The sequence below is a fragment of the uncultured Methanobrevibacter sp. genome, assembly GCF_902769175.1.
Classification (GTDB): Archaea; Methanobacteriota; Methanobacteria; order Methanobacteriales; family Methanobacteriaceae; genus Methanobrevibacter.
In genome coordinates, this window is sequence record NZ_CACXNW010000001.1 from 154343 (window position 1) to 178047 (window position 23705).

Below are 23705 nucleotides of genomic sequence, written 5' to 3' on the forward strand. Positions count from 1 at the left end.
AGGAGTTGTGAAATAAAAAAATATGTCTTTATAAAATGAGGATTTTTTTATTCATGGGGGGACAATGTTGAAAAATAAGATAATATTTATATCAATATTAATATTTCTAATGATTGGATTGTCAAGCATCAGTGCAGCTGATGTTGATGGTTTAAATACTGATGATTCAAGCGATGGAAATGTTGATAATTTTGCTGTTGATGCCGATGCATTAACAACTGCAGAAGATACTAGTGTAATCGAAAATGATGATAATGTAGTTGAATATGATGAGCCTACTGCTGTTGAAAAGAGAAAATCTATTTCTGATGGTGGTTTAAAGTATGTAAATGAGGGAAATGTTTTATCTGATGATGATTATACCATTAAAACCTATTTGGAGTTAAATACATATAATCTTTCTTCTGATAATCCTCACTCCGTTAATATTTATAATGACTCTGATTATGTGGCTAAGCTTTATACTTATACTGAAGCTGGAGGTAGTGTATCTCTTTTTATTGGTAAGAATGAGGATGATGCCGAAGAAATTTTCACTAGCCCTATCCAAGAGTTGGATAAGGAAATTGATTCTAATGACACCAATTACTCTTATTACTATATAAGACCAACTGACATTTCCATAGCTGAGGTTCCTGATATTTATTATGTTCTGTTTAAATATGACATTGGATGGTTTTCATTCGATTCCGTTGAGGGGTATGTGCATTTTGTTGAGGATTCAAGGCATGTAAGGGTTGAAGCCCCTTATGAAATAGTTATTGGGGATGATCTTAACAGTTTTATCAATGTCTATGTTGAAGGTACCCGAGGATATCTTCGTGTTTTGGTAGATGGTATTGAGATAATAAACGATTCAGTCTATAACTTAAGATATATAAATGAAACAGATGAATTCAGGTATTACATTCCTGTCTTTTTGGATTATTTGTCTGTAGGTACACACACATATAACGTTTCCTATTATAATGGCAATTGGGATAATGTAACAATTTCCGATACTATTGATGTAACATATCTCTTTGAGGTTTACCCAAATTCAGATGAGGTTTATTGTGGTGATAATGTTACTTTTACTATTATATTGCCTTTTGATGCAATTGGTGATGAAATAAAAGTCAATAACAAGACCTATGACATTAATCTTGAATATGGATTAGCACACTTGACATTGTCTGATTTTGAATTAGGTGAGAATATTTTAGTCTTTAGCTATAAGGACCAGTTTTATGATGAAAAGTCATGCTTGGTGGTAGTGGATGTGGAACCTTACCTATATATTCCAGAATTGGTCCTGTGTAAAGGTGATGAAAAGATAGTGTTAAGAGTGCCAAGTGACGCCCAAGGCAAATTGAACATCTCAACTTTGGATGAATATGACTGGTATTTTGTAGACAGTGTAGATGTCGTTGATGGTGAAGCGGTCTATTCATTTGATGATTATCCTTGGATAATCGGTTCACATGATGTTTTGGTTGAGTTTGATGGAGATTATAATTTAAGTGAAGAAACCGTCATAAAGATTATTCCTAATGTATTACTCGATGAAAGGGTCATTGATGAAAAACTTTATGTCCTTGCTGATATCATTGGAGTATTAGGCAATGTCACCATTTTTGTCAATGATGTAAATTGGACAACTGTGGATGTAGGTTTTGATGGAAAAATCAATGTTGCAGTTCCATTTTCAGAACTGGAGGAAGGTATAAATTCCATCACTCTGCGTCATGACGGTGATGATATAGACAATGATCCTTTCTATTATTATGATGAATGGGGAGAACGTGTTCCATATGTCTATGAATATGAATATGTCCATAAAGAAAAAAAAGACTGCAACTGACCTTCAGGATTTAATAGATAATGCTGAAGAAGGTTCTGTTGTTGATTTAGGCAACTTTGATTATGTAAATGTTTCAAATGTAAACATTACCAAAAACATTACTCTTAAGGGTGATGGCACTACAATTACAAGTGCTGGAGATGGCAGCCCTATATTCAACATTGTTCCAAAGTCTCAGAATGGACCTGATGATGTAAACATCACAGGTATTCTTTTCAATCTTCAAAATGGGGATGTAATTGTAAATGCGATTGCGGATAATGCCACAGACAACAATACCCTTGATGTTGCAAACATAAATATTTCAAACAATGCTTTCTCTGCAGTTGATGATAATGTTGTCACTGAATCAGTAGTTATTTTGAATCTTCAATCTGAAAAGGGAGTGCTTTCACCTAATGGTGAAATCAGCATTTCAAACAATCTTATCGAAGCAGGTACAATTCCATTTAGTTTTGATGTGACTAGCGTTAGTTCAGGTGAGGGAATCAACATTGTTCCTCTAAATATTACTCCTGAAAAGAAGGCTACTGTAATTGAATACAGTGATATGGCTACTACTGCTTTTGATTATAATGTTGATGATAGGGTAGGAGAATATTTCAGGGTTGTTTTGAAGGATAGTGAAGGAAACGCATTAGTGAACAAGCCTGTTCAGATTGGTTTCAATGGTGTAGTCTATAATGAGAAAAATGGATTGGTCACTGATGAAAATGGGTCTGTAAAACTCCAAATCAACCTTGGATACAAGGGCACATATACCTTTGCTATTTGTTTCTTAGGTGATTATGACTACAATGCATCATTTGTTGTTGCAAAAATCACAGTAAATCTCCAAAAACCAACTCTGTCTGTTCCTAACAAGTCTTATGCTGCAAGTGCAAAGACAAAAACATTAACTGCTACTTTCAAGTCATCTAGAGGAAATGCGATTGCAGGTAAAAAGGTAACTTTCAAACTTAACGGCAAAACCTATTCTGCAACTACAAATGCTAATGGTGTTGCAGCTGTTAATGTAAGTCTAAACACTAAGGGAACATACAGTTTTACAGTCAAATTTGCTGGAAGTTCTACATATGCAGCAGTCAACAAATCTGCAAAATTAACAATAAAATAATTATTTGAGAGGATATGGAAAATATAATTTTTATGCAGCAGTCAACAAATCTGCAAAATTAACGATAAAATAATTTTTTGATAGGATATGGAAAATATAATTTTAACAGATGTTTTTTAGGTCTTAAGGTGAAGAAAATGAGGAAATATGAAGTCTTTATAATGGCATTTGTTCTACTGTTTTTAATGGCAGGTGCTGTTAGTGCATCTGAAGTGGAGGATAGTTCAGACAGCACAATGTTAAAGGACAACAGCTATGACTTAAATGTTGGAAATGTTGTTTCAGACTCTGATAGTGATGTGTTGGATTCTGAAAAATCTGGCTTAAGTTCTAATGATGATATTCAATCTTCAGAAAATGATGTATTGGAAGTGGCTAATGATTCACAGGTTTTGGAAACAGAAAGAGAATATGGTGGAAATTCATTTTCTGGATTACAGGATGAAATCAACAATTGCCATGAAAATGACACTATAATTTTAAAGAATGATATTTACCAAGAGGGTTTGAACCAAATTTCAATTTCAAAATCATTGATAATAGATGGAAATGGGTATATCATTGATGCACAGCAAAAATCAGGAATTTTTACCATCAGATCATCAAATGTAATATTGAGGAACATTAACTTTAGGAATGCCGGTGGCGAAACTTCCGGTGCAATTGAAATTTATCAAAGTGATTGTGTAATAGAAAACTGTAATTTTGAAAATAATTCCGGCAGATTCAATGGTGCAGCTATTCTATTAGGTGGAGGAAGCTTATACGTATCCAACAGTACTTTTAAAAATAATTCAGCAAATGCTAGTAAATCTGGAGGTGCAGTCTATTCATTGGCTGATATCCATATGGACAACTGTACTTTCATTGACAACAGTGCATATGCAGGTGGTGCAATCTATTCCTCAGATTGTTATTTAACCAATTGTATTTTTATTAATAACAATGCTACCACCGCTGGAGGTTCAGTATATTCATCCAAAGGAGAAATTTCCAACTGTACTTTTATAAATGGGTCTTCAAATTTAGGTGCAGCTGTTCTTCTGATGAGCAATGAAGGAAGAATTGAATCCTCTAGATTCATAAACAATTCTGCAGATACTGGTGGAGCAATATTTCTAACAGGTCGGGTTGAAAGCCAATCCAAAAACATTACCATTGAAACTTGTACATTTGAGGATAATTATGCGAATAATCTTGGAGGAGCAATCTATTCAGATGGTGAAAACTATACTGTAGACAATTCCACCTTCAAAAACAATTCTGCAAAAAATGATGGTGGTGCAATATATAACAACTATATAGGTTTCATAACCAATTGTAATTTATCAAACAACTCTGCAAAAAATGGTGGAGCTCTTTACAATAATTTCAATGTCACTTTAATCAATGATACTTTTGAAAGCAACAACGCTACTCTTGGTGGTGCAATCTATTCAAATAATTGTAATTTAACTTCATGCGCTTTAATATCCAATTCTGCAACTGAAGCAGGAGGTGCAATATATTCAACAACCAACATAAGCACTATGTACCTATGTAATTTCACAGGCAACAGTGCAAATAATGGGGGTGCCATTTATCTCCTAAACAATAATTGTACTATAGACTTTTGTGATTTTGTTAACAATACTGCAAAGGATGGGGGAGCTATTTATTCCATTGGTGCTGCAGTAACAATGGAGTTTTTAAAATTCATAAGTAACAATGCAAGTAATAATGGAGGAGCATTCTTTTTAGATTCATCTAATCAATATGTTCTCTCCTATTCTTCTTTCTTGGAAAATGGTGCTTCAAATGAAGGAGGTGCAATATATTGTAATGATTCCAATCTGACTGCTTATTCCACTTTCTTTATAAACAATTCTGCATCAAGAGCAGGAGCAATGCATTTTATCAATTCCACTGCTTTGATCGACTTTTGTGATTTTGATTACAATCTTGCTACTGGAGATGGAGGTGGAATAATCTTCAATGATTCCAACAGTACCATAATATATTCCACTTTCGTATTTAATGTTGCAGGGAAAAAAGGTGCTGCAATTTATTGTACTCAATCAGATAACTCATCCCAGTGTAACATATCATCTTCCACATTCCTGAACAATAAGGCGGAATCCTACTCATTAAGCTCTAATTTAAGCAATGGCGTTTTGAGTTTCCTCTTAACCGGATGGAACAATTATGTTAATGCAATCTATGCGGAATATACAATTAACATATCTAATATTACCTATTGGAATGGAGATATAGTCAACAGTGATTATGAAATCTACAATAATGGTGCAAGTGGCCAGAACATTACATTAGAGATATATGATTCCCAGAACAATCTCTTAACTAACACTACATTAATTACAAATTCATTTGGTGAACAGTATTTTACCATAGTAAACTTTGATGATGGGAATTATACATATAATGCTTATCATTTGGATGGTGATTATTACACCTATGTAAATAATGAAGGTAATTTTACTTTGAATAGGTCCGGCAGTTCCATTAGTCTAAACATTGAGGATAATGCAGAATTTGATTATATGAATTGTACCATACCTTTTGACATTGTTAACCGTACTGAAGTTAAAGTTCTAATTACAAGTGAAGATGAATCCCTTATCTATGTCAATGGTACCGTTGATCAATACAGTAGACGGATAGCCGTTAATTTACCTATCAATGATGACTATTATAAGATTACCGTCTTCAATCTTCCTAGTAGCGTTTATAGGGGAAGCCAGGATTCCAAACTTTTCAAAATCAAGGGTGTCGGTTCCAGCATATCCATCAATCCTATAGATGATGTTGCTTATGGGGAAACCATCAATGTAACTTTCGATGTTGAAAACAGGACCGTCATTGAGGTATACGTTTTTGATGAAAACAATGAAAGCGTATACAGGACCTACACAATCAACGATACAATCAGACTTCCAATATTGCCTGCAGGTCAATACAATCTCACAGCAATAAATCTTCCAGATCTCGGCATATCAGAAAGCAATGCTTCCATAACCTTCAATGTTTTAAAGGGAACTAATCATCTAAATATTACTGCAAATGATGTTGTTTATGGAAATTGGACAACTATAATCTTTTCTGCAGATGTGGATGGTAATTATACCATTGATTTCAATGGAACCCTCACTGATATTGAGATAGAAGATGGTGTAGAAATATGGAATCTTCGTCTGGCTGCTGGGGATTACTATATCAATGCAACATTTGATGATGCAAATTATGATACTATTGTAACCAATGCTACTTTCACCGTTTCAAAAGCAAATAATACAGCTGTAGTTGTTGTAGATGATATAATTTATGGAAATAATGTCAGTATACAAATCTTTGCAAAAGTTAAAGGCAGTTATGTTCTTGATGTTAATGGTACATTGGTGGATGTAAGAGTATTCAATGGTCAAGGAAAAGCTATTTTAGAGCTTCCTGCTGGACAGTATTATGCAAATGCAATTTTTGATGATGCAAATTATGATTCCATTATTAACCAATGCTACTTTCACTGTTTTAGATCCAGGTAAAACTTCTAAAGATCTTCAAGATTTAATTGATAATGTTGTAGATGGTTCAGTTGTAGATTTAGGCAATTTCAATTACTTTAATATTTCAAATGTAAATATTACTAAAGACATTACTCTTAAGGGAAATGGCGCTATTATTTATGGTGCTGATGATGGTAGCCCTATATTCAATGTCGTTACCAAATCTCAGGGAGGACCTGATGAAGTGAATATCACTAATGTCGCATTTGTGCTTAATAATGGGAATACAGTCATTAGGGCTGTTGCTGATAATGCTACTGATGGCACTTCCATTGATGTTGCAAGCATAAACATTTCAGGTAATAATTTCACTGCAGCGGGTGGTGCTGTTGCCGAGTCTACTGCTGTTTTAGAGATTGTCTCTGAAAGGGGAATACTTTCACCAACTGGTGAAATCAGCATTTCAAACAATGTCCTTGATGCAGGTATAAAGCCATTTGACTTTGTTGTATCCAGCGTTTCATCTGATGATGGAATTAATATTGTTCCGCAAATTATTCCTACTGAAAGAATTGTGACTGTTATTGAGTATGAGGATATGGTCACTACTGCTTTTGACTATAAGGTTGATGGCAGAATAGGTGATGATTTCAAAGTTGTACTGAAAGACATTGATGGAAATCCATTGGTTGACAAACCTGTTCAGATTGGTTTCAATGATGTAGTCTATAATGAGAAAAATGGATTGGTCACTGATGAAAATGGGTCTGTAAAACTCCAAATCAACCTTGGTTACAAAGGTACATACACATTTGCTATTTTGTTTCTTAGGGGATTATGTCTACAATGCATCATTTGTTGTTGCAAAAATCACAGTAAATCTCCAAAAACCAACTTTGTCTGTTACTAACAAGTCTTATGCTGCAAGTGCAAAGACAAAAGCATTAACTGCTACATTTAAAACAGCTAAAGGAAATCCGATTGCAGGCAAAAAAGTAACTTTCTCACTAGATGGCAAAAAGTATACTGCAACCACAAATGCCAATGGTGTTGCAACTGTCAATGTAAGCCTAAACAAAAAAGGAACATATAATTTCACAGTAAAATACGGTGGAGACAGCACATATGCTGCAATCAACAAGACTGCAAAATTAACAATAAAATAAGTTTTGAAAAATTGATATATTGAATGAAAGGTGATATTTAGTAAAATATATTTAAATGTAAATTAATATTGTATTATATATTAGGGGAAAGTGATATGTTAGATGATATTGAAAAAATATTGATCTTTCATATCCTATTATTTATATTAAATGAATAATTAGTTGATATTAATCAAATTAATTGAATATCAATTTCATATCAATTTAATATCAATTAAATATTTAATAAATTAAAATAATAACAAATTTTAATTGATATTAAACGAATTTTAATTTAATATTTTAATCATTATAAATTGTGCCGTTAATTCATGAGGAAAAAATATTTAGTTAAAAATAACGGTGAATCGATGAATTATATACTATTACAAGTTTAAAATAATGGGGAATTAATGTACTTGTGATATGGGGGGAATTTGTTTGAAGACTGTTAATAAGTTTTTCGTTGTATTTTTAATATTATTATTGGGTGTAGGTTTTGTTTCTGCATCTGATGATGTTGCATCATATGATGATTCCAATGCTTTAGGTGTTGCCGACGCTTATGGAAATGGGGATGTAAGTGTTGTTGATGCCTATGATGGTGAAGATTTGGGTTCTGATGATTCCCATGCAAATGCTAATGTTTTAGGTGCTGATGGGGATAGTCCTAATTCTTATGATTCCCATGCAAATGCTAATGTTTTAGGTGCTGATGGGGATAGTCCTGATTCTGATGGGGATATTGTCGATTATGATGATAATTATAATGATAGTTATTATGATAGCTATTATGATGAGTATGGGAATTTTGATTGGGATGCTTACTGGGATGCATATTGGAATAAATATATGACTAATTCCAGTAATATGTCCTCCTGGTCTGATTTAACTTGTGGTAACGCTTCTGCGATTGTTACCAGCAATGTTACTAAGTATGATTTTCATGATGCTTATCGCGTTAGGGTAGTTGATGATAAGGGTAAGCCTGTTTTTGTTGGTAAGGTTGATTTCTTTGTTAATCATGAGTTAGTTGGTTCTTCTTTCGTTGATTATGATGGTATTGCTTATTTTAATCTTGATTCCCACATTACTGCAAGTGGTACTTATGATATCGTTTCCATGTATTCCTGTGAGGGTATGGATGATACTGATTCTATTTTGGCTCGTCAGCGTATAGAGGTTGATGATGTTCCTATGAATGAGCGTGACATTCAAATCATTAACGAAGGAATTAAATTGTATGATTTAGGTGAGTTTTATAATGTTAGGATAGTGGACCATAATGGAAATCCTGTCAATAAGGGGTATGTTTGTTTTGTTGTTTATGATAGGGTTTTCTATAGTGATTTGAGTGATGATGGTCTTGCTTCCTGTTTCATGCCTTTGGATTTGAATTTTACAGGTAACCTTCTTGTATGGAGCATATATTCAGATGGAGACCTCTATAATTTGGCTTCCAATGAACAAATCACTATAGGTACCCGTACTTTTGTTTCCTTGGATAAGACAAGCATCGGATCCCGTATGGTCAATAGTTGGAATGGTTATGATTTTGTTTATTATTATGATGAGCTTACTGGGGTTGGAAAATATATTGCCCAATTAGATGATGGGGTTTCTCTTGTTATTGAGTTGAATGGTGATACTTATCTTCTTTATGAGGCTACTGTTCATAATGGTTCTGAGTTGATGTCCATTTTCCGTTCTATAGGTTCTGATAATTCTGTGAATAAGTATGATGTTGTTCGTTTGAATCTTTTGGAAAATGTTACCTATGTATTGAATGGCCATGTCTACAGTGATCAGGAGTGGGATTATGTTTCCCGTTTTGCTTATGGTCAGTTGGTTGTTAATGGTAATGGTGCTATCATTAAGGGTAATTATGATCTTAACTTCATGTATGTTGGTGCTGATGCCAATGTTAACTTCCTGAATGTCAATATTACTAATTTTGATCATGTTTTTGTTAATCATGGTAGTGTGATGTGTAGGGATTGTGTGTTCTGTGAAAATGAGGCATTTAAGAGTGATATTAAGGTTTGGGGGGTCTGGTACTGTTATTCATAACTACAATACTGCCTTCTTTGATCACTGTGGATTTTTCAATAACACTGCCTATTTCCAGGCTTTCAATAAGATGCATATGGATGCTTCCATATTGTATGCTGAACCTTATTCTATGAATATTTTCCGTAATCTGTATGGTCAGAATATTTCTTCTGATTCATTCTATTGTGATTCCTATTCCACTACTATTATTTATAGTTATGATGCAACTCAGTTTTCCAAGCTTTTCCGTCATTCTTGGATTATGCAGGATGCCTATTTTGCTCTTGTAAACAGTACTGTTTCCGCTCCTTATAATGATGATACCAAGTGGGTTGTTAGTGTTTCCAATAAGTTTGAGCTCATTAACGTTTTATATACCTTGAATACATACATCAATGCCACTGAAGTTGTCATTGATTTGGCTCCTGGTGATTATGTTTTCACTCCTGATGATTATGAGCTTGTTAGAGGTTATGAGTGGAGAGGTCGTGCTTATGAACCTGATTCCACTACTATTGTTCCTATAAAGGATCGTTACCTCTTGGATGTGGGTTTTGCCCAAGTTACAATCAATGGTCATAATGCCACTATCCGTATAAGTGGCAATGCAGTTAATAAGGATTATCATTTGGCTTTTGTTGGTACTTATGGTTCTTTGACTTTGAATGATTTGAATATTGGGAATTTCAATACTGCCTTGTATGTTACTGGTAGTCTTTATGCCAATAACACTACTTTTACTGGTAATGCAATTCATTATTCTGTTGTTGGTGGTGATGTTGGAGGGGCTATTCGGTCTTTTTGCGGTTCCGTTGTATGTCATTACTGTAATTTCTTAGGTAATGCTGCTGGAGGTAATCTTAATGATATTTATGCTGAGCTTTCTTCCTATGTTGAGATTAAGCATTGTTTGCAGCCTTATGTTCAGATGAAGGATTCCTATCTCAAATGCAGTTTGTATGATAAGGAGAATATCGAGTATACCAATTGCTTTTATGAAGATGCCTTTGAGGATGATTTTTCAACCAGTGATTTTGAGGTTTTCAATGTTAGTGATGACGTTTCCTATAATGCTGTTTTGACTTATTTGAATAATCATACAGTCTCATGTCTAATGATTAACTTTACCAATATTTATACTTTTAATTTTACTGGTGCCTTTGATCGTAGTATGTCTGTTGTTTTCCAGAATAATGGTTTTGATGTTGGTTTTAATAGGTTGAATATTGGTCGTTCCTCTACCATGACTTTCATCAATTTTGATTTTGGTGGCAAAAGTGTTATTAATAAGGGTTCTGTTACTTTCATCAACTGTAGTTTCCATAATTATAATGGTGGTTCCTTTTTGGTGAATGAGGGTTCCTGTTCCATGGTTAATTGTAGTGTGTTTAGTGTTGGTGGTGGTAAGCAGCTTATTAACAATACTGGTTCCTTGACAATTTATGATTCTGTCTTTGCTAATAATAATCCTGGTGAGTATGGTGTAGTTTATAATTATGGAGGGTCTGTTACCTGTATGAATGTCACTTTTGGTGATGGTGGTTATGCTGTTTATAATTTTAATAGTGGTGATTGTTCCATTGCTGGTTTTGGTGCTCAATCTGCTAGTGTGAAGTTTGATAAGCCTTGGTCTAATTTCAAGACTGGTTTGGTTAAGGGTGCCTTTATGTTAGGTACTGCTGTTTTGACTTTTGGTACTGGTGCGGTTATTGGTGCTTTTGTTCCTACTGTTGCTGGTATGATTGTTGCTTCTGTTGCTGGTGCTGGTATTGGTTTTGCTTCTGGTCTTGGTTATGGTTTCCTTGAGGGTAGTGTTTATCATGATTACAGTAATCTTTGGGGAAATGCCTTGTCTTTTACCATGTTAGGTTTCAGTATGGGTAATCTTGGTTGGACTCAGGGAAGTGATCTTGTCAAACGTATTTTTGAAGAGCTTCATGGTGATGCTCAAGCTCCTGGTCAAGCTGGCCCAGGTGGTGCAGGAAGTCAAGGTGGCCAAGGTAGTCAGGCTCCTGGTGGTCAGGCTTCTAGTCAGATTCCTGGCAAAGGTAATGATCCTTTCAGTGAAATCTATAAGGATCCTATATTTAAGGAGGCTTTGGACAATTGTCTTAAGGATGGTATGAACAGTATGGAGACTTTGCGTAACGCTTATCCTGATCTTGTCAATTATTGGTACAAGTCTGTTGATGCATTGTTTTCCAATCCTCAGGCCAGTGCTCAGGATGTGGTGAATCTTTTTGATACTCTTAATCTTATCACATCCACCACTGCTGTGAATGGTAATAGGCCTGTTAATAATCCTGTCAATATTGCAAACAGAATGCATGCCAATACAGAGAATAATAATATTATTGAGGACCATCCGGAAAATCTTCTTAATGTAGAGGCAAATAATGCTATAATTAGTAATTACCTTGGTCCGCTCAATTATTTGGATAGTAGGGTTCGTGGAAATAATAATCTTTCTTATCTGCAGAATCGGCTTACTTTGGATGCTTATAATTTTGCTGAGGGTAATAGGCTTCATGCCGATAGGGTTTTGAGGTTGCTTAATGATTTCAGTGTGTTGGATCGTCGTGCTCGTAATTTGGGTATTATGTATATGTCTAACAGTATGGTTTCCTATTTGAGTTTGTATAGGGAGAATATTGGGGCTCGTGGTCTTTCCCGTACCATTAGTAGTTTGTTTGATAGTAGTCACCCTAATAGGATTGTTGTTTGGGAAAATATTTATAATAGTGCTCAGGCGGAGTTAAATAGGATTTTGGTGAATGCAGGCCTTGACGATTCCTATGTTAATAATCCGGAATTAAACACTGCTCAAATTATTACTGATCGTATTGATAGTTTTATACATGAACTGGATGCCAGGTTTAGTGAAAGTAGTGTGTTTTATGATAAATACGTTACTTTGAAGCAGAAGTATACTCAAAACTTTGTTGACAAGAAGCAGGACAATATTGATCTTCTATTGAGCATTTGTCATGAATTGGAAGCGTTGAATAATACTATTAATATTGATGTGGATGAGTATAACAAGGCATTGTCCTTTAATCTTATTGAATTATTTAAATCAAATCCATATAATGGTATTTTCAACAGGCCCGCTTATGTGGGATCTATGTATGTCTGGGATTTGAAGGATGTAATACTTAGGGATATGAATGCATTAAAATCATTCAATCCATTGCTTTATGAGTTTGTAATAAGTTCTGAATTTGATGAGATTTCGAAAAATGGATGGCAGATGCAGAAAAAATACAAAATTATAATGAAAAAAAGCTGTACTTTTAGAAAAGTATAAGAATCTTAATCAATTTTTCAAGAATCATAGAAGCTCTGATATGGAAGAAAGATACATTAATCTTTATCATATTAAATATTTGGGCCCAGAATATTTGTCAGTATATGGTGTACTTAGTGACAGTGATAAGGTGATGATTAACAAGTATTTCTATGACCAATGTTGTGAATTGATTAAAACATTTAATGGTATTGTTAATGTCGCCGGTGACGATTATAGTGATTGTGCTAAAATTTTAACCACTCTAACGAATATTAATAACCTGACTAAAAGGTATTTTGAAAAATTGTCCAAGATATATTCTATTTTGGTGAATTCAAGAGCTTGGGAACATATTACTTTTAATGAGGATGTATCTAATTTAAATTCAGGGCAAATTGCAGATATTCTGCTGAATGGCTTACCTCAATTTATCTTAATAAATAATGAAATTTCCAATACCATTTTAAATGTGAACTCTTATATTGGAAATTCTTCATTTATTGGGTATCTAAGTGACATTGTTATTTTATCAAAATCTAACTCTAAAGAGAGCTTAATTGAGATATATAATAAATGGCGTTATTTTGATGAACAGGTAAACATTTACTATACGTTTGAATATAATTTAAATAAACGCTTGCCTATAGATGTGGAATTGTATCGTAAGTTTACCCATGATGACTTGAATCGTAAGTTATGGTCTTTTGAGTTGTCACTTGAGTTGTCTCGTATATTCAATGTTGACGAGGAGGTTTCTAGGCAGATCATATATCAAATTTTAGAAATGTATAGTGATATAAAGATTCCGCCAAATAGTCCCCAAGAGCTAGTTGATAAAAATCAAGTGGATTTTCATAATCGTGGAGATATTCTATTAACCCATATCTACAATATGTATCTTATAAATCCTGACATAATCAATAAGGTTAGTTATTTTGATATGTTGGTGGTTGAAGGTTCTCACTATCTTCCTATAAATGAGAAATATCCTGAAGAGTATTATAATAATATTACAGCAGAGATAGCATCTCGAGAGGAGATTATAGGTTTAGAAAGAGAAATAAATCCACAAGGAACCAAATCATTTAAACAGATTGATGTTGCGAAATTACAATCCCGATTGCAGATGTTGCAAATTTCATCTCCAGTGGAATATTTCTTTTTAATGGAATACCTCTATGAAAATTATGGCCTGACCTCAATTTATGATTCCAAATGGGAATTTAATAAAAATAGCAAAGAGTTTTGCATTAGGAACAGTAAAGGTCAGTTGGTAACATATTATAATTTCGCCAATGCCCTTAGAACTGAGGTGGTTGATATTATTACTTTTTTAGGTGTCTCTGCTGATGATTCCAATATCATATTCAAAAGCCCAAATTATGATGTCTATCATTTCGACAAGTATTATAATATTTTCAACAAACCTGATCTTTATTCAAGTACGGTAAGTTTATTTACTTTGTCAGGTGGTGTGGATTTAGGAATTCTGATTGATGACATGCAGGCGGATTTGGATTATTTGAAAATTATAGATAAAGAACTGTATGACCAAGTGATTAGGGAATTTTTAAGTGGTTCCGAGGACCTTTCCTCTATGAGAGATCGTTTTGAACGTGCCCCTAATGACCTTTCTATGACATATCTGGCAATTTTCCAAAAGTTAGGAAATTTCAGAAATAACACTATTGTATATAACAATGAATATAATGTTCTAATCAGTCAGCTGTATGATGATAAACTTGCAGATTTAATTGGTATCTCTATGGGCAATGTGATAAGAAATGATTTATTATACTATATCGGTTTCTGGGATATGACTCATAAACTCCGAAATGATGTTGTGGGGAAGGATAGGTCTGCTTTGTTGCATGGTTCTTTTAATGATATTTATAAAGTCTATGTTGATATAAGGGCTCGTGCGACATATCATGCTTTTGAGGAACTATTCATCATCATTCCAGTCTTCCAATGCTTTGTACGCTCGTGCGACATATCATGCTTTTGAGGAGGTCGATATTGCTTCTTTCAGCATTGATGATATAAAAAGGATTTTCATAAATGATTTGTATAAGGCTTATATTAGTAATACCAGATTTGGTGACGCTTTTGATTTCTTAAGTGGTAAGGGGGTTCATTTTGATAGTTTTAGAGGATATGAGAATTATATTGCTGCCATTACCGATAAAAATCAATTGATTGAGTGGTATGAGGCTATTCGCAAAGCTATTTATCCGTCCATAGTTGATGGAGACTCTAATCAAGTTGGCCCTAATCCTAATCCAGTTCCAGCTAATCCTGAAATTCCTCAAATTAAGATTAATCGGGATATTTTTTATGATATTGTGGGTGTTATGCAGAATAAAGAAATTCCTGATCCTAGTAGTATCTATGCAGATTCAAATGACTTATTAGGTTATATAAGAGGGTCTTGTATGACACTGAGTGAGAAATATCCTGATTTGTTCAAATATATTGAAGAAAGGGCTTTTAATGGTAATTTCGTTAAATATGCAGGTAAACATAAAACCACTGTTCGTAATGATGTAATTGAATTTGCCAGAAAGATTTTAAATGGTGTACCGATCAATCCTATTCATGAATCTTCTGATATTCCTATTAATCTGAGGGTATTTCAGGATATTGAAATGGTTATGAACAATAGAAACATTGAAAATTTAAACATTATTTTCACTGGTTCTGATGAAGAGGAAAATCTTGTGATTGGATCATGGAATACATTGGTGGATAGATATGGTGGTTTGATGGCAATTCTTGAAGACAAGTATTTAGATGGCGACTTTATTAATTATGTGAAAACTCATAAGGATACTGCTCGTGATGATGTTATCAGATTTGCTAGAGATTATCTGGAGAATAATCCATTAGATCCTAATATGATTAAGTCTAATGAGATTAATCCTAATTCCAATCCTAATCAAGGCCAGATTAACCCTAATCCCGGTCAAGTTAATCCTAATCAGGGTCAGATTATTCATAATCCTCTTCCGTTAGCTCAAGGTATTCGCATTACTCAAGTGGTATTGGATGATGTTATTAAAATTATGAAGGATGAGAATATTCCTCTTGATCCCCATAATGATAATTATATTCCTGAGCAGGTGGACCTGGCTGTTGTGATGAGTTCCTGGTTTACATTGTATGAAAAGTATGAGGATTTGTGCAAGTATATTGAAAGCTATTTCGGTGTAGAAAAATTTGAAAATCATGTACTGAAAAAACCTTGGGAACGTATGGTTGAGGCTCGTGATGAGGTTATTGAAGTTGCCCGAAAACTTTTTGAATTCAATCAAGCTGTTAAAGAGGGGATATTTTTAACCGAAGACCAGTTCAATGAGATTAGAATGATTTTTGAGAATACTGCCATTTATTCTAAAAATGCTCATAAAGTGGTTTCAGATTCCCTTTTGAGATTGTATGGTTCTTGGGATCTCTTTGAAGAGAGGTATCCTAATGTTGCTGGAAGGGTTATTCAGTTTTTATTTGCCGAGTCTGGTGACTTGTTTAATTATGCCATTTCTGTTGGTGATAATTCAAATGGATTTATGCCTGTTCGTCAAAACATCATTGACTTTATCCGTACTAATTTCTACAAGGGATCTGTTGAGGTTAAGGAATCATTAAAAATCAACGGCAAGGATGTTTCTGAGTGCAGTGTCGATGAGGTTGAGGCTTATGTTTTAAATAGAATTCTCACATCAAAATTGAGTCCTCAAGATAGTCAAAGGCTTATTAATGAGGTGGATACTGTTTATAGGGCTTATATCCAGTTTATTAATTTGATGGTGAGTTCCAACATCCCTGAGGATAAGTATTTGCCTAAGTATGATCAATTCAAGAACAGCCTTCTGAAGGTATTGGATGCTATTGGAGGTCCTAATCCAGTTTTCATTGGTATCAAGAGCATTATGGAGAATAAAAATTTACCTTGTGATATGACAAATGTAATATCTGCAAATAGTAAGTATATAGTATTTTTAGGTTCTATGCAGAAATTTGAAAAGGATTATCCTCAATTTGCTAAAGTGGTTATGGAAAAGATTTTCAAAAATAATCCGGATAATATTGACCGTATGTTTTATAGGGAATGTGACGATGCATTACGTCAAAGGATCATTGACTTTGTCAGCAGGTATATTTCAGAGAATAATATTGCTCAAGGTCAAGGGGCTGTTCCTGGAACCGGTTCCAATTCACAGGCGAATCCAATTCCTAATAAGTTTAAGGTTTTTCAGGAACCGGTTACCGGTGCGGACATAAACAAAATCAAGGAATTTATGGCGGATGCAGTTGTCATTGCAAATACTTTTGTTGAGCAAATCAGAGTTAAGGACAATGATTTTGCCACAAAGTTGTCTAATCAAATCGATGCATTGTATAAAAAGTATCTGGTTCATGTTGAGAGTTCAAATCACCAGTATCAGTACATGGATTTTATCAAGCATTTAAATGAAGTGTTTGATAAGATTAGTCCTGCCGATTATTTGGATAATACTAACCACCTTAAAACATTCCTTGTTAAAAAGGTTTCTACAAGTAATTTTAATTTAGAAAAATTCACCAAGTCCATGAGTTCTGCTCTTGCCGATTCCTACGAGCTTGCTGATGAAATAGGCAAAAAGAATAAATTTTTAGCTAAAAGAATTTGTGATCAGGCTTTTGCTTTGTATGAAAAGTATATGTCTGATACTCTGTCCGATGGGGATACTCTTGATGTGAATTATGAATTGTTTGTCAAGGATTTAAATAAATTGATGATTGTTTCTATCGAGATGAATAAAGCTCCTAAATGAGTTGAAAATTCTGGTACTGGTTCATTGTCCAATGAAGAAATTTAGGTCAGATTTCTCGTAAATTATCTCAAAATATTACTTATCCTATCCTGCAGGATAGGTATAATGCATTAAAGAATGGGAATGAGATTAATAGGCAAGAGTTGATGGATTTATACAAAGATGTTAATGATTTATTTAGTACCTTATTGGGTAAAAAGACTCATTTGGACTTTGTTCAAGAAAAACGTATATTAATTAAATATTGCCCATATCTAAAATTATTCATTTTAAAAAGGAAATTTTATTTTCCTTTCTTTTTTTTATCATGTATTGGAGATTAATTTTATTTTTTTATCATTTTATTTAATATGTTCTCAACATAAGGATACATGCTAAAGACATAAAATATGATTTTTATTTAATATGTTCTCAATATAAGATACATGCTAAAGACATAAAATATGATTTTTATTTAATATTCTCAACATAGATGCTAAAGACATAAAATATGATTTTTATTTTATGGATGCATTATATTCAATGGAGCTTAAATTAAATTAACTATTTTTTCATTGATTCCTTAAAAATTATGTCTACTTTTCATTAAATTATATGTAGTTCTGCTTCGTTATATGGGTAAAGATATAATTTAATGAAAATAAGTTAAGAAAAAAAGTGAGGGATGGTCATAATCGTGAGACGCCCTCAAAAATAGTTTTATGCATATTTATTTTATTTAAAAATAGTTTTTTTGGAGTTTTAGCAATTGATGTAAATGCTAATTAAATTATTGGAATTAAATCTTTAAAAAGAAAATAAAAGTTAAAGATAATGATTTGCCATTCATTATCTTTTATTTTTTAGTTTAAATATGTCTTTGAATTGTGACGGTACTGTTTGTAGTTCCTGGTTCTAGGATTTTGTTTCCATCAAAGGTGGTTTTAACATTGTATGTTCCTGGATTCAATCCACCAAATGTTGCTTTACCTTCACCATTTACAAGCTTTACAGTGACTTCATTATGATAACCGCCATTATCTATTTGGACTTTCACATTATCGTTCAAAAGCTTGTTGGATTGAATCTCTACAATTGCAGTTGATCCGCTATATCCTGATGTTCTAATATCCATGTTTAAGTTGGACTTTTGTTTTGCAACTTTAAAGCTTGTTGAGATTTCAGTTGGTTTAAAGGTATAGTCACCATCGTATTTTAGGGTAATGGTGTAATTTCCTTCCGCCAAGTCATCTTCACTATCAAGAATTACTTTTGCATATCCGTCTTACATCTGTGCCTCGTATCCTTGATGGAATTGAGGGCAGCTTATGTCAACCTTGCGGTCAAATGTATCATTGCAGTATATTTCCGCCACTGGTTTTTGTTCAGGCAATGTCTCGTTGATTTGTACTCTTAAGTTAGGATCTTTATTTTCTCTCTTTGTGAATTTTGTTGTGTTTTCAGCAGGTTTGTAGTATATGTCTCCATCATAGCAAACTGTAGCTGTATACTCTCCTCCAGCTAAATTGTCGATTGTTAATGTGCCTGCCCCATTTTCCAGGTTTAGGTAGTATTCCTGAGAATTATTTAGTTTTATCTTTACTGGTTTGGATAAATTTGCATTTGTTTGAATTTTAATCTCTGTTTTATCTGCTTTTGCATTGCCTACAGCATCTATGCTTAAATTTGGTGTGTCTCTTTCCCTAACATTAAATGTGGTTGAGTTTGCGACCTTCTTAAATTTGTCATTGCCGTCAAATGTAGCAACTGCAGTGTAATTGCCTGGTGATAAATTGCTGATATAAGATTTACCAACACCATCCACTACATTAACAGTGACATTCCTTGATTCCTTAAGATTTAATACATTGACTTTCACATCCCCATTCAATGATTCATTAGTGTTTATTTGTAGGATGCCCTGTTCAAAGTCTGTAATATTGTTGACATGCACACTTAAATAAGGTCTGGTCTTAGGATTTGGATTTTCTTTCACGGTGAAGGTAGTGGTTTTTTCACTTTCTGCAAAAGTATAATCTCCTTTAAAAATCGCTTTTGCAGTGTAATTGCCTGGGGCCAATCCGCTGATTGAACCTTGAGCTAGGCCATTGACTGCTTCAAATCTATAGGTGTGTCCCTCGTTTATTCTAACTAGCACAGGACCATTTAATGATTCATTGGCTTTTATTGTCACATTCACTTCTTCGCCATAAAGGGCATCATCAATATGTACATCCAAATTTGGGTCTGCATTATATTTGACCATGAAACTTGTGGAGCCGCTCCAAGGTTCATAATGTTTGTCACCGGGATAATATAAATTAACTTTATATAGGCCAGGTTCTAATTTTTCATCTAGATCTATTGTATAATATTCTCGAAATGGATTAACTGAATCCAAGTTAACACTATATTTATGAGTAAATTGGGGACATGAAAGTTCAAGATTGCCTGTAGCCATAGCTGGAGCAAAGTCTATTCCTGCAACATGACATACTATCTCTGCAAAAGGTTTTTCTCCGCAATTGCAATCTGCAATATGCACTTTAAAAGCGATGTGGTCTTTAGTGAGGGTTTTATTATCTGTATTGTTGATTTTTTCAATATCCCTTTCTGACTTGTATTCATCGGAAGTATCATTTTGTTTGTCCTCGGAACTATCATTTGAACTGTCATCTGTATCAATTGAAGTCTCATTGGAAATATCAATTGATGTATTCTTTTCACTGTCGCTTAAGTTTTCAAAACTTGCATTGCTGTCTTGATTTAAATCAATAGCACTTAAAGGCGCTAAGCAATACATGACCATTATAAATATGCAAAATATTTTAATAGTTAATTTATTCATTGTATCCTTTCCTTAAATTTTATCGTCTCAAGCCATAATTATACGAATTTGCGAAATCAAGTGCTTGCTTGCATTTTAAAACGAAAAATAAGGGGGCCAAGGAGATAAATAAATGAAAGTTAAAATATATTAATTTAAATTGTAATATATTTAGTTTATTAGAAATTTGCATGTATGCTTTGTACAGTCGTTTAAGTTTTTTATAGTCATTTTGCATAGTTTAAAATGTCATTTATGTGCTATCATTACATAGAAATTTCTAATACACCAAATAGTTTAATTTATCTATTCAATCCTTCCCTTAAATCCGTTAATTATAGTTTCAAGAGCCATATATAAATAAGTTTCCGAAAGCAAGTGCTTACTTGCATTTAAAATATGAGATTAATGATTAGGGAGAAGTATTTAATTAAAAAAACTAATAAATTTAATTTAAATCATCATTGTTAGACATATATTGCTTTTTTAGATTTATATTACGCTAATTTCATAGATAAATTTGTTGCAATGTGAATAAATCCTTGAATTATTTAATTTTTTTCTTTTCTTCTTTTTTTCACTGTAATGAAATATCTTGGATTATTTAATTTTTTTCTTTTCTTCTTTTTTTGCACTGTAATGAAAGATTTTATGAAAATCCTATTAAACTTGTGAAAAATCAATAAAATGATAAAGATTATATAAAACTTTTTAAACTATATTAAATATATGTAAATTATCAAATATTTATTCTTGAATTATTTTTAAAGTTTAAATAATTGTTTTATCAATTAAAATTGTGATTAAAATGGTATTTGTTGGTATGGATCATGGAACTACTGGAATTTCATTTGCCATAATGGAGGAAGAGAAAGTTCTTGATGTTTTCAAAATATCTCGTGAAGATAGCAAAGCTGGAAGAGTATCAGCTATTGAAGAATTGTCTAAACGTGTAGATTTAGATGATATTGAATTAATGATTATTACTTATGCAATGGGAGATGGAATCAGCACAATTCTTCCAATGGAAAGAGTTGAAAATAGGGGAATTCTTGCAATTGGCGGTGCAGGTAAAGTGACTGGAGGAGGAACTTCAGTTTACTCAGAAATTGAAAAGGCCAATTTGCCTGTTTTAATGATTCCAGGTATTCATAAAGATTGTGAATGGCTTGACCCTTTATTCAGAGCAGCTTATTCCCATCATGCAAGCCCTGAAAAGGTAAGCATTGTATATAATGCCTATCTTGAAACCAAATGGGAAAACATGATTGTAGCAGACATAAGTTCAAATAGTGTGGATTTATTGATTGAAGATGGAATAATCAAAGGAGCTATTGATGCATGCTGTGGCGCTATGGGTGTAGTTCATGGACCTATTGATTTGGAAATGATTAGGGACATTGATGAGGGAAGAAGAACTGCAAATGAATGTTTCTCTCATGCTGGTGCTGTAAAGATAGCGAATATTGACGATAAGGTCGCTTTCATGAAGGATGACCTTTTAAACAATTATAGAAATGGTGATGAAAAGGCAAAATTAGCTATTGACACTATGATCATGACTGTGGCAATGGAAATTGCAGGATTGATTGCAGTAAGCCATAATGAAATTGAAGGAATCGTTCTTACAGGTTCAATGGGTTCTATGAAGGGTCCTGTTGATTTTGAATTAGAGTTAAACAAGTACCTTAAGAACAAGTATCCTTGCAGAATCATTTCAAGTGAATCTGGAGCTATTGGTGCAGCACAAATAGCAAGGGATATTGCCCATGGAAAAAGAGAGATTATGGGCATAAAAGTTGAGTTAGAATAATTTTTAAATGTTTTTTTTTAAAACATTTCTTTTTTTTATTTTTTGGCTTTGTTGAAATCTTATAAATTTATATAAAAATTTTTAAAAATAACTGTTAAAAAGATTTAAAATAAAATTTTAAAAAAGGTTTTCAACAGATCCATTTTTTTAATTTAATTTACTCTTCAAGTAGTGTCTGATTTTATTTAATTTATTTTTTTTCAAACAGTATCCTTTTTTTATTTTAATTATTTCTTTTCAAATAATTATTAAAAATAGTTTTAAACAGTTTAAAATTAGATAATTGTATATTGTTAAAACGAGTTAAAAAAAATAGTAAAATTCAGAGAAAAATCTCTAAACTTTTTTTAAATTGAATGCTTTAAACTTAAAGAATTAAGCTTCCAACTAATACAATAATTCCTACAATCCAACAGTAGTATGCAAAAATGTCCAAGCTTTTTTCTCTAATGATTTTAAGCAAGAAGCTAATTGCTAAATATCCGGAAATTATTGCAACGATAAATCCTGCAAAACAGGCTAATAAATCGACATTTCCTCCAGTCAAGTCTTTAAGTTCAAATACTGCAGCACCAAGAATTGCTGGAATTGATAAAATGAAACTGAATTTAGCAGCAAATTCCTTATCCAATCCTGCAAATAATCCTGCAGCTATTGTGGTACCTGAACGTGAAAGTCCTGGCAATACTGCCAATGCTTGTCCACATCCCATAAGCAATGCTTCCTTAACACCAACATTTCTCACATCAATTCTGCCGCTGTTCATTCTTTGGGATACATATAAAAGACAACCGGTAACCAATAATAAAAATGCAGGTACAGTCAATCCTGTAAACAATTCTTCAATTAAATCGTTGAACAAGACTCCTACAATTCCTACAGGAATGGTAGCTAATATTGTAAGCCAAGCCAATTTCTTATACGGGTCTTTCTTAATTTCTGGAATGAATTTTCCATCTTTCAAGTCAATAAGACTTATAAGGAATCCTTTAATCATATTTATAATATCATTAAAGAAGTATACTATCACTGCTATGAGAGTTCCTAAATGCAATAGCACATCAAATGCTAATCCTACATCTGTAACACCTAATGCCTGTTGGGCAAATATTAAGTGGGCAGAACTACTTACCGGTAGAAATTCAGTTAATCCTTGGACAAGTCCAATAATTATTGCTTGTAAAATGTCCATTATTTCACCTTTTTAATTAATCGCAAAATTTATTGTTTTTAACTAATCTATTAAATCAGTTGATTAAATAAAACGTAATTTATCCTTTTTACCTTATGTTTTAAATCAACAGATTTGATTATCATAAAAATTTA

At 33.0% G+C, this 23705-nt stretch carries 13 protein-coding genes; 10 read left to right on the forward strand and 3 right to left on the reverse strand.

Translation table 11 applies throughout. The features are described 5' to 3' along the window. Nucleotides 1-67: 67 nt before the first annotated feature. The 9 genes from QZV12_RS00580 (at nucleotide 68) to QZV12_RS00620 (ending at nucleotide 17760) form a co-directional block, all read left to right on the forward strand. Nucleotides 68-1843 carry a hypothetical protein gene (locus tag QZV12_RS00580; protein WP_295615587.1) on the forward strand — a complete coding sequence of 592 codons (1776 nt, stop codon included), beginning with the start codon at nucleotides 68-70 and terminating at the stop codon, nucleotides 1841-1843. Beyond that, a complete protein-coding gene (locus QZV12_RS00585; RefSeq protein ID WP_295615589.1) occupies nucleotides 1770-2960 on the forward strand; it encodes an Ig-like domain-containing protein in 1191 nt (396 codons plus the stop codon). The genes QZV12_RS00580 and QZV12_RS00585 overlap by 74 nt, the downstream gene beginning before the upstream one ends. A 137-nt stretch (nucleotides 2961-3097) precedes the next feature. Then, nucleotides 3098-6499, forward strand: coding sequence for a right-handed parallel beta-helix repeat-containing protein (locus tag QZV12_RS00590; RefSeq protein ID WP_295615591.1), 3402 nt, complete (start codon nucleotides 3098-3100; stop codon nucleotides 6497-6499). Further along, nucleotides 6450-7370 (forward strand): hypothetical protein, encoded by a 921-nt coding sequence (locus tag QZV12_RS00595; RefSeq protein ID WP_295615593.1) that lies wholly within the window; start codon nucleotides 6450-6452, stop codon nucleotides 7368-7370. Before QZV12_RS00590 ends, QZV12_RS00595 begins: the two co-directional genes overlap by 50 nt. Further along, nucleotides 7357-7626, forward strand: coding sequence for an Ig-like domain-containing protein (locus tag QZV12_RS00600; protein ID WP_295615595.1), 270 nt, complete (start codon nucleotides 7357-7359; stop codon nucleotides 7624-7626). The genes QZV12_RS00595 and QZV12_RS00600 overlap by 14 nt, the downstream gene beginning before the upstream one ends. A 420-nt stretch (nucleotides 7627-8046) precedes the next feature. After that, complete coding sequence (locus QZV12_RS00605) at nucleotides 8047-9675, forward strand: hypothetical protein (protein ID WP_295615597.1); 1629 nt, start codon at nucleotides 8047-8049, stop codon at nucleotides 9673-9675. Next, the gene (locus QZV12_RS00610; protein WP_295615599.1) at nucleotides 9635-12964 is read left to right on the forward strand and encodes a right-handed parallel beta-helix repeat-containing protein; all 3330 of its coding nucleotides are present in this window, start codon (nucleotides 9635-9637) and stop codon (nucleotides 12962-12964) included. The genes QZV12_RS00605 and QZV12_RS00610 overlap by 41 nt, the downstream gene beginning before the upstream one ends. Nucleotides 12965-13058: 94 nt before the next feature. After that, complete coding sequence (locus QZV12_RS00615; protein WP_295615601.1) at nucleotides 13059-14954, forward strand: hypothetical protein; 1896 nt, start codon at nucleotides 13059-13061, stop codon at nucleotides 14952-14954. Beyond that, a complete protein-coding gene (locus QZV12_RS00620) occupies nucleotides 14884-17760 on the forward strand; it encodes a hypothetical protein (RefSeq protein WP_295615602.1) in 2877 nt (958 codons plus the stop codon). Before QZV12_RS00615 ends, QZV12_RS00620 begins: the two co-directional genes overlap by 71 nt. A gap of 847 nt (nucleotides 17761-18607) precedes the next feature. Here QZV12_RS00620 and QZV12_RS00625 read toward each other — a convergent pair. Continuing rightward, on the reverse strand, nucleotides 18608-18985 hold the full coding sequence (locus QZV12_RS00625; protein ID WP_295615604.1) for a hypothetical protein: 378 nt from the start codon (nucleotides 18983-18985) through the stop codon (nucleotides 18608-18610). A 39-nt stretch (nucleotides 18986-19024) separates the two neighbouring features. Continuing rightward, the gene (locus QZV12_RS00630) at nucleotides 19025-20542 is read right to left on the reverse strand and encodes a hypothetical protein (protein WP_295615606.1); all 1518 of its coding nucleotides are present in this window, start codon (nucleotides 20540-20542) and stop codon (nucleotides 19025-19027) included. A gap of 832 nt (nucleotides 20543-21374) precedes the next feature. On the opposite strand from QZV12_RS00630, the gene QZV12_RS00635 reads away from it, so the two are divergent. Beyond that, nucleotides 21375-22379, forward strand: coding sequence for a methanogenesis marker 12 protein (locus QZV12_RS00635; protein ID WP_295615608.1), 1005 nt, complete (start codon nucleotides 21375-21377; stop codon nucleotides 22377-22379). A 367-nt stretch (nucleotides 22380-22746) separates the two neighbouring features. Here QZV12_RS00635 and uppP read toward each other — a convergent pair whose 3' ends face one another. Further along, nucleotides 22747-23571 carry an undecaprenyl-diphosphatase UppP gene (uppP, locus tag QZV12_RS00640; protein WP_295615610.1) on the reverse strand — a complete coding sequence of 275 codons (825 nt, stop codon included), beginning with the start codon at nucleotides 23569-23571 and terminating at the stop codon, nucleotides 22747-22749. Nucleotides 23572-23705: the final 134 nt, after the last annotated feature.

Excerpts from the sequence above, each read along its gene's own strand:
- QZV12_RS00595 (WP_295615593.1), top strand. The coding sequence starts at position 6,450 with ATGATTCCATTATTAACCAATGCTACTTTCACTGTTTTAGATCCAGGT.
- QZV12_RS00635 (WP_295615608.1), top strand. The coding sequence starts at position 21,375 with ATGGTATTTGTTGGTATGGATCATGGAACTACTGGAATTTCATTTGCC.
- QZV12_RS00590 (WP_295615591.1), top strand. The coding sequence starts at position 3,098 with ATGAGGAAATATGAAGTCTTTATAATGGCATTTGTTCTACTGTTTTTA.
- QZV12_RS00630 (WP_295615606.1), bottom strand. The coding sequence starts at position 20,542 with ATGTATTGCTTAGCGCCTTTAAGTGCTATTGATTTAAATCAAGACAGC.
- uppP (WP_295615610.1), bottom strand. The coding sequence starts at position 23,571 with ATGGACATTTTACAAGCAATAATTATTGGACTTGTCCAAGGATTAACT.
- QZV12_RS00585 (WP_295615589.1), top strand. The coding sequence starts at position 1,770 with ATGAATGGGGAGAACGTGTTCCATATGTCTATGAATATGAATATGTCC.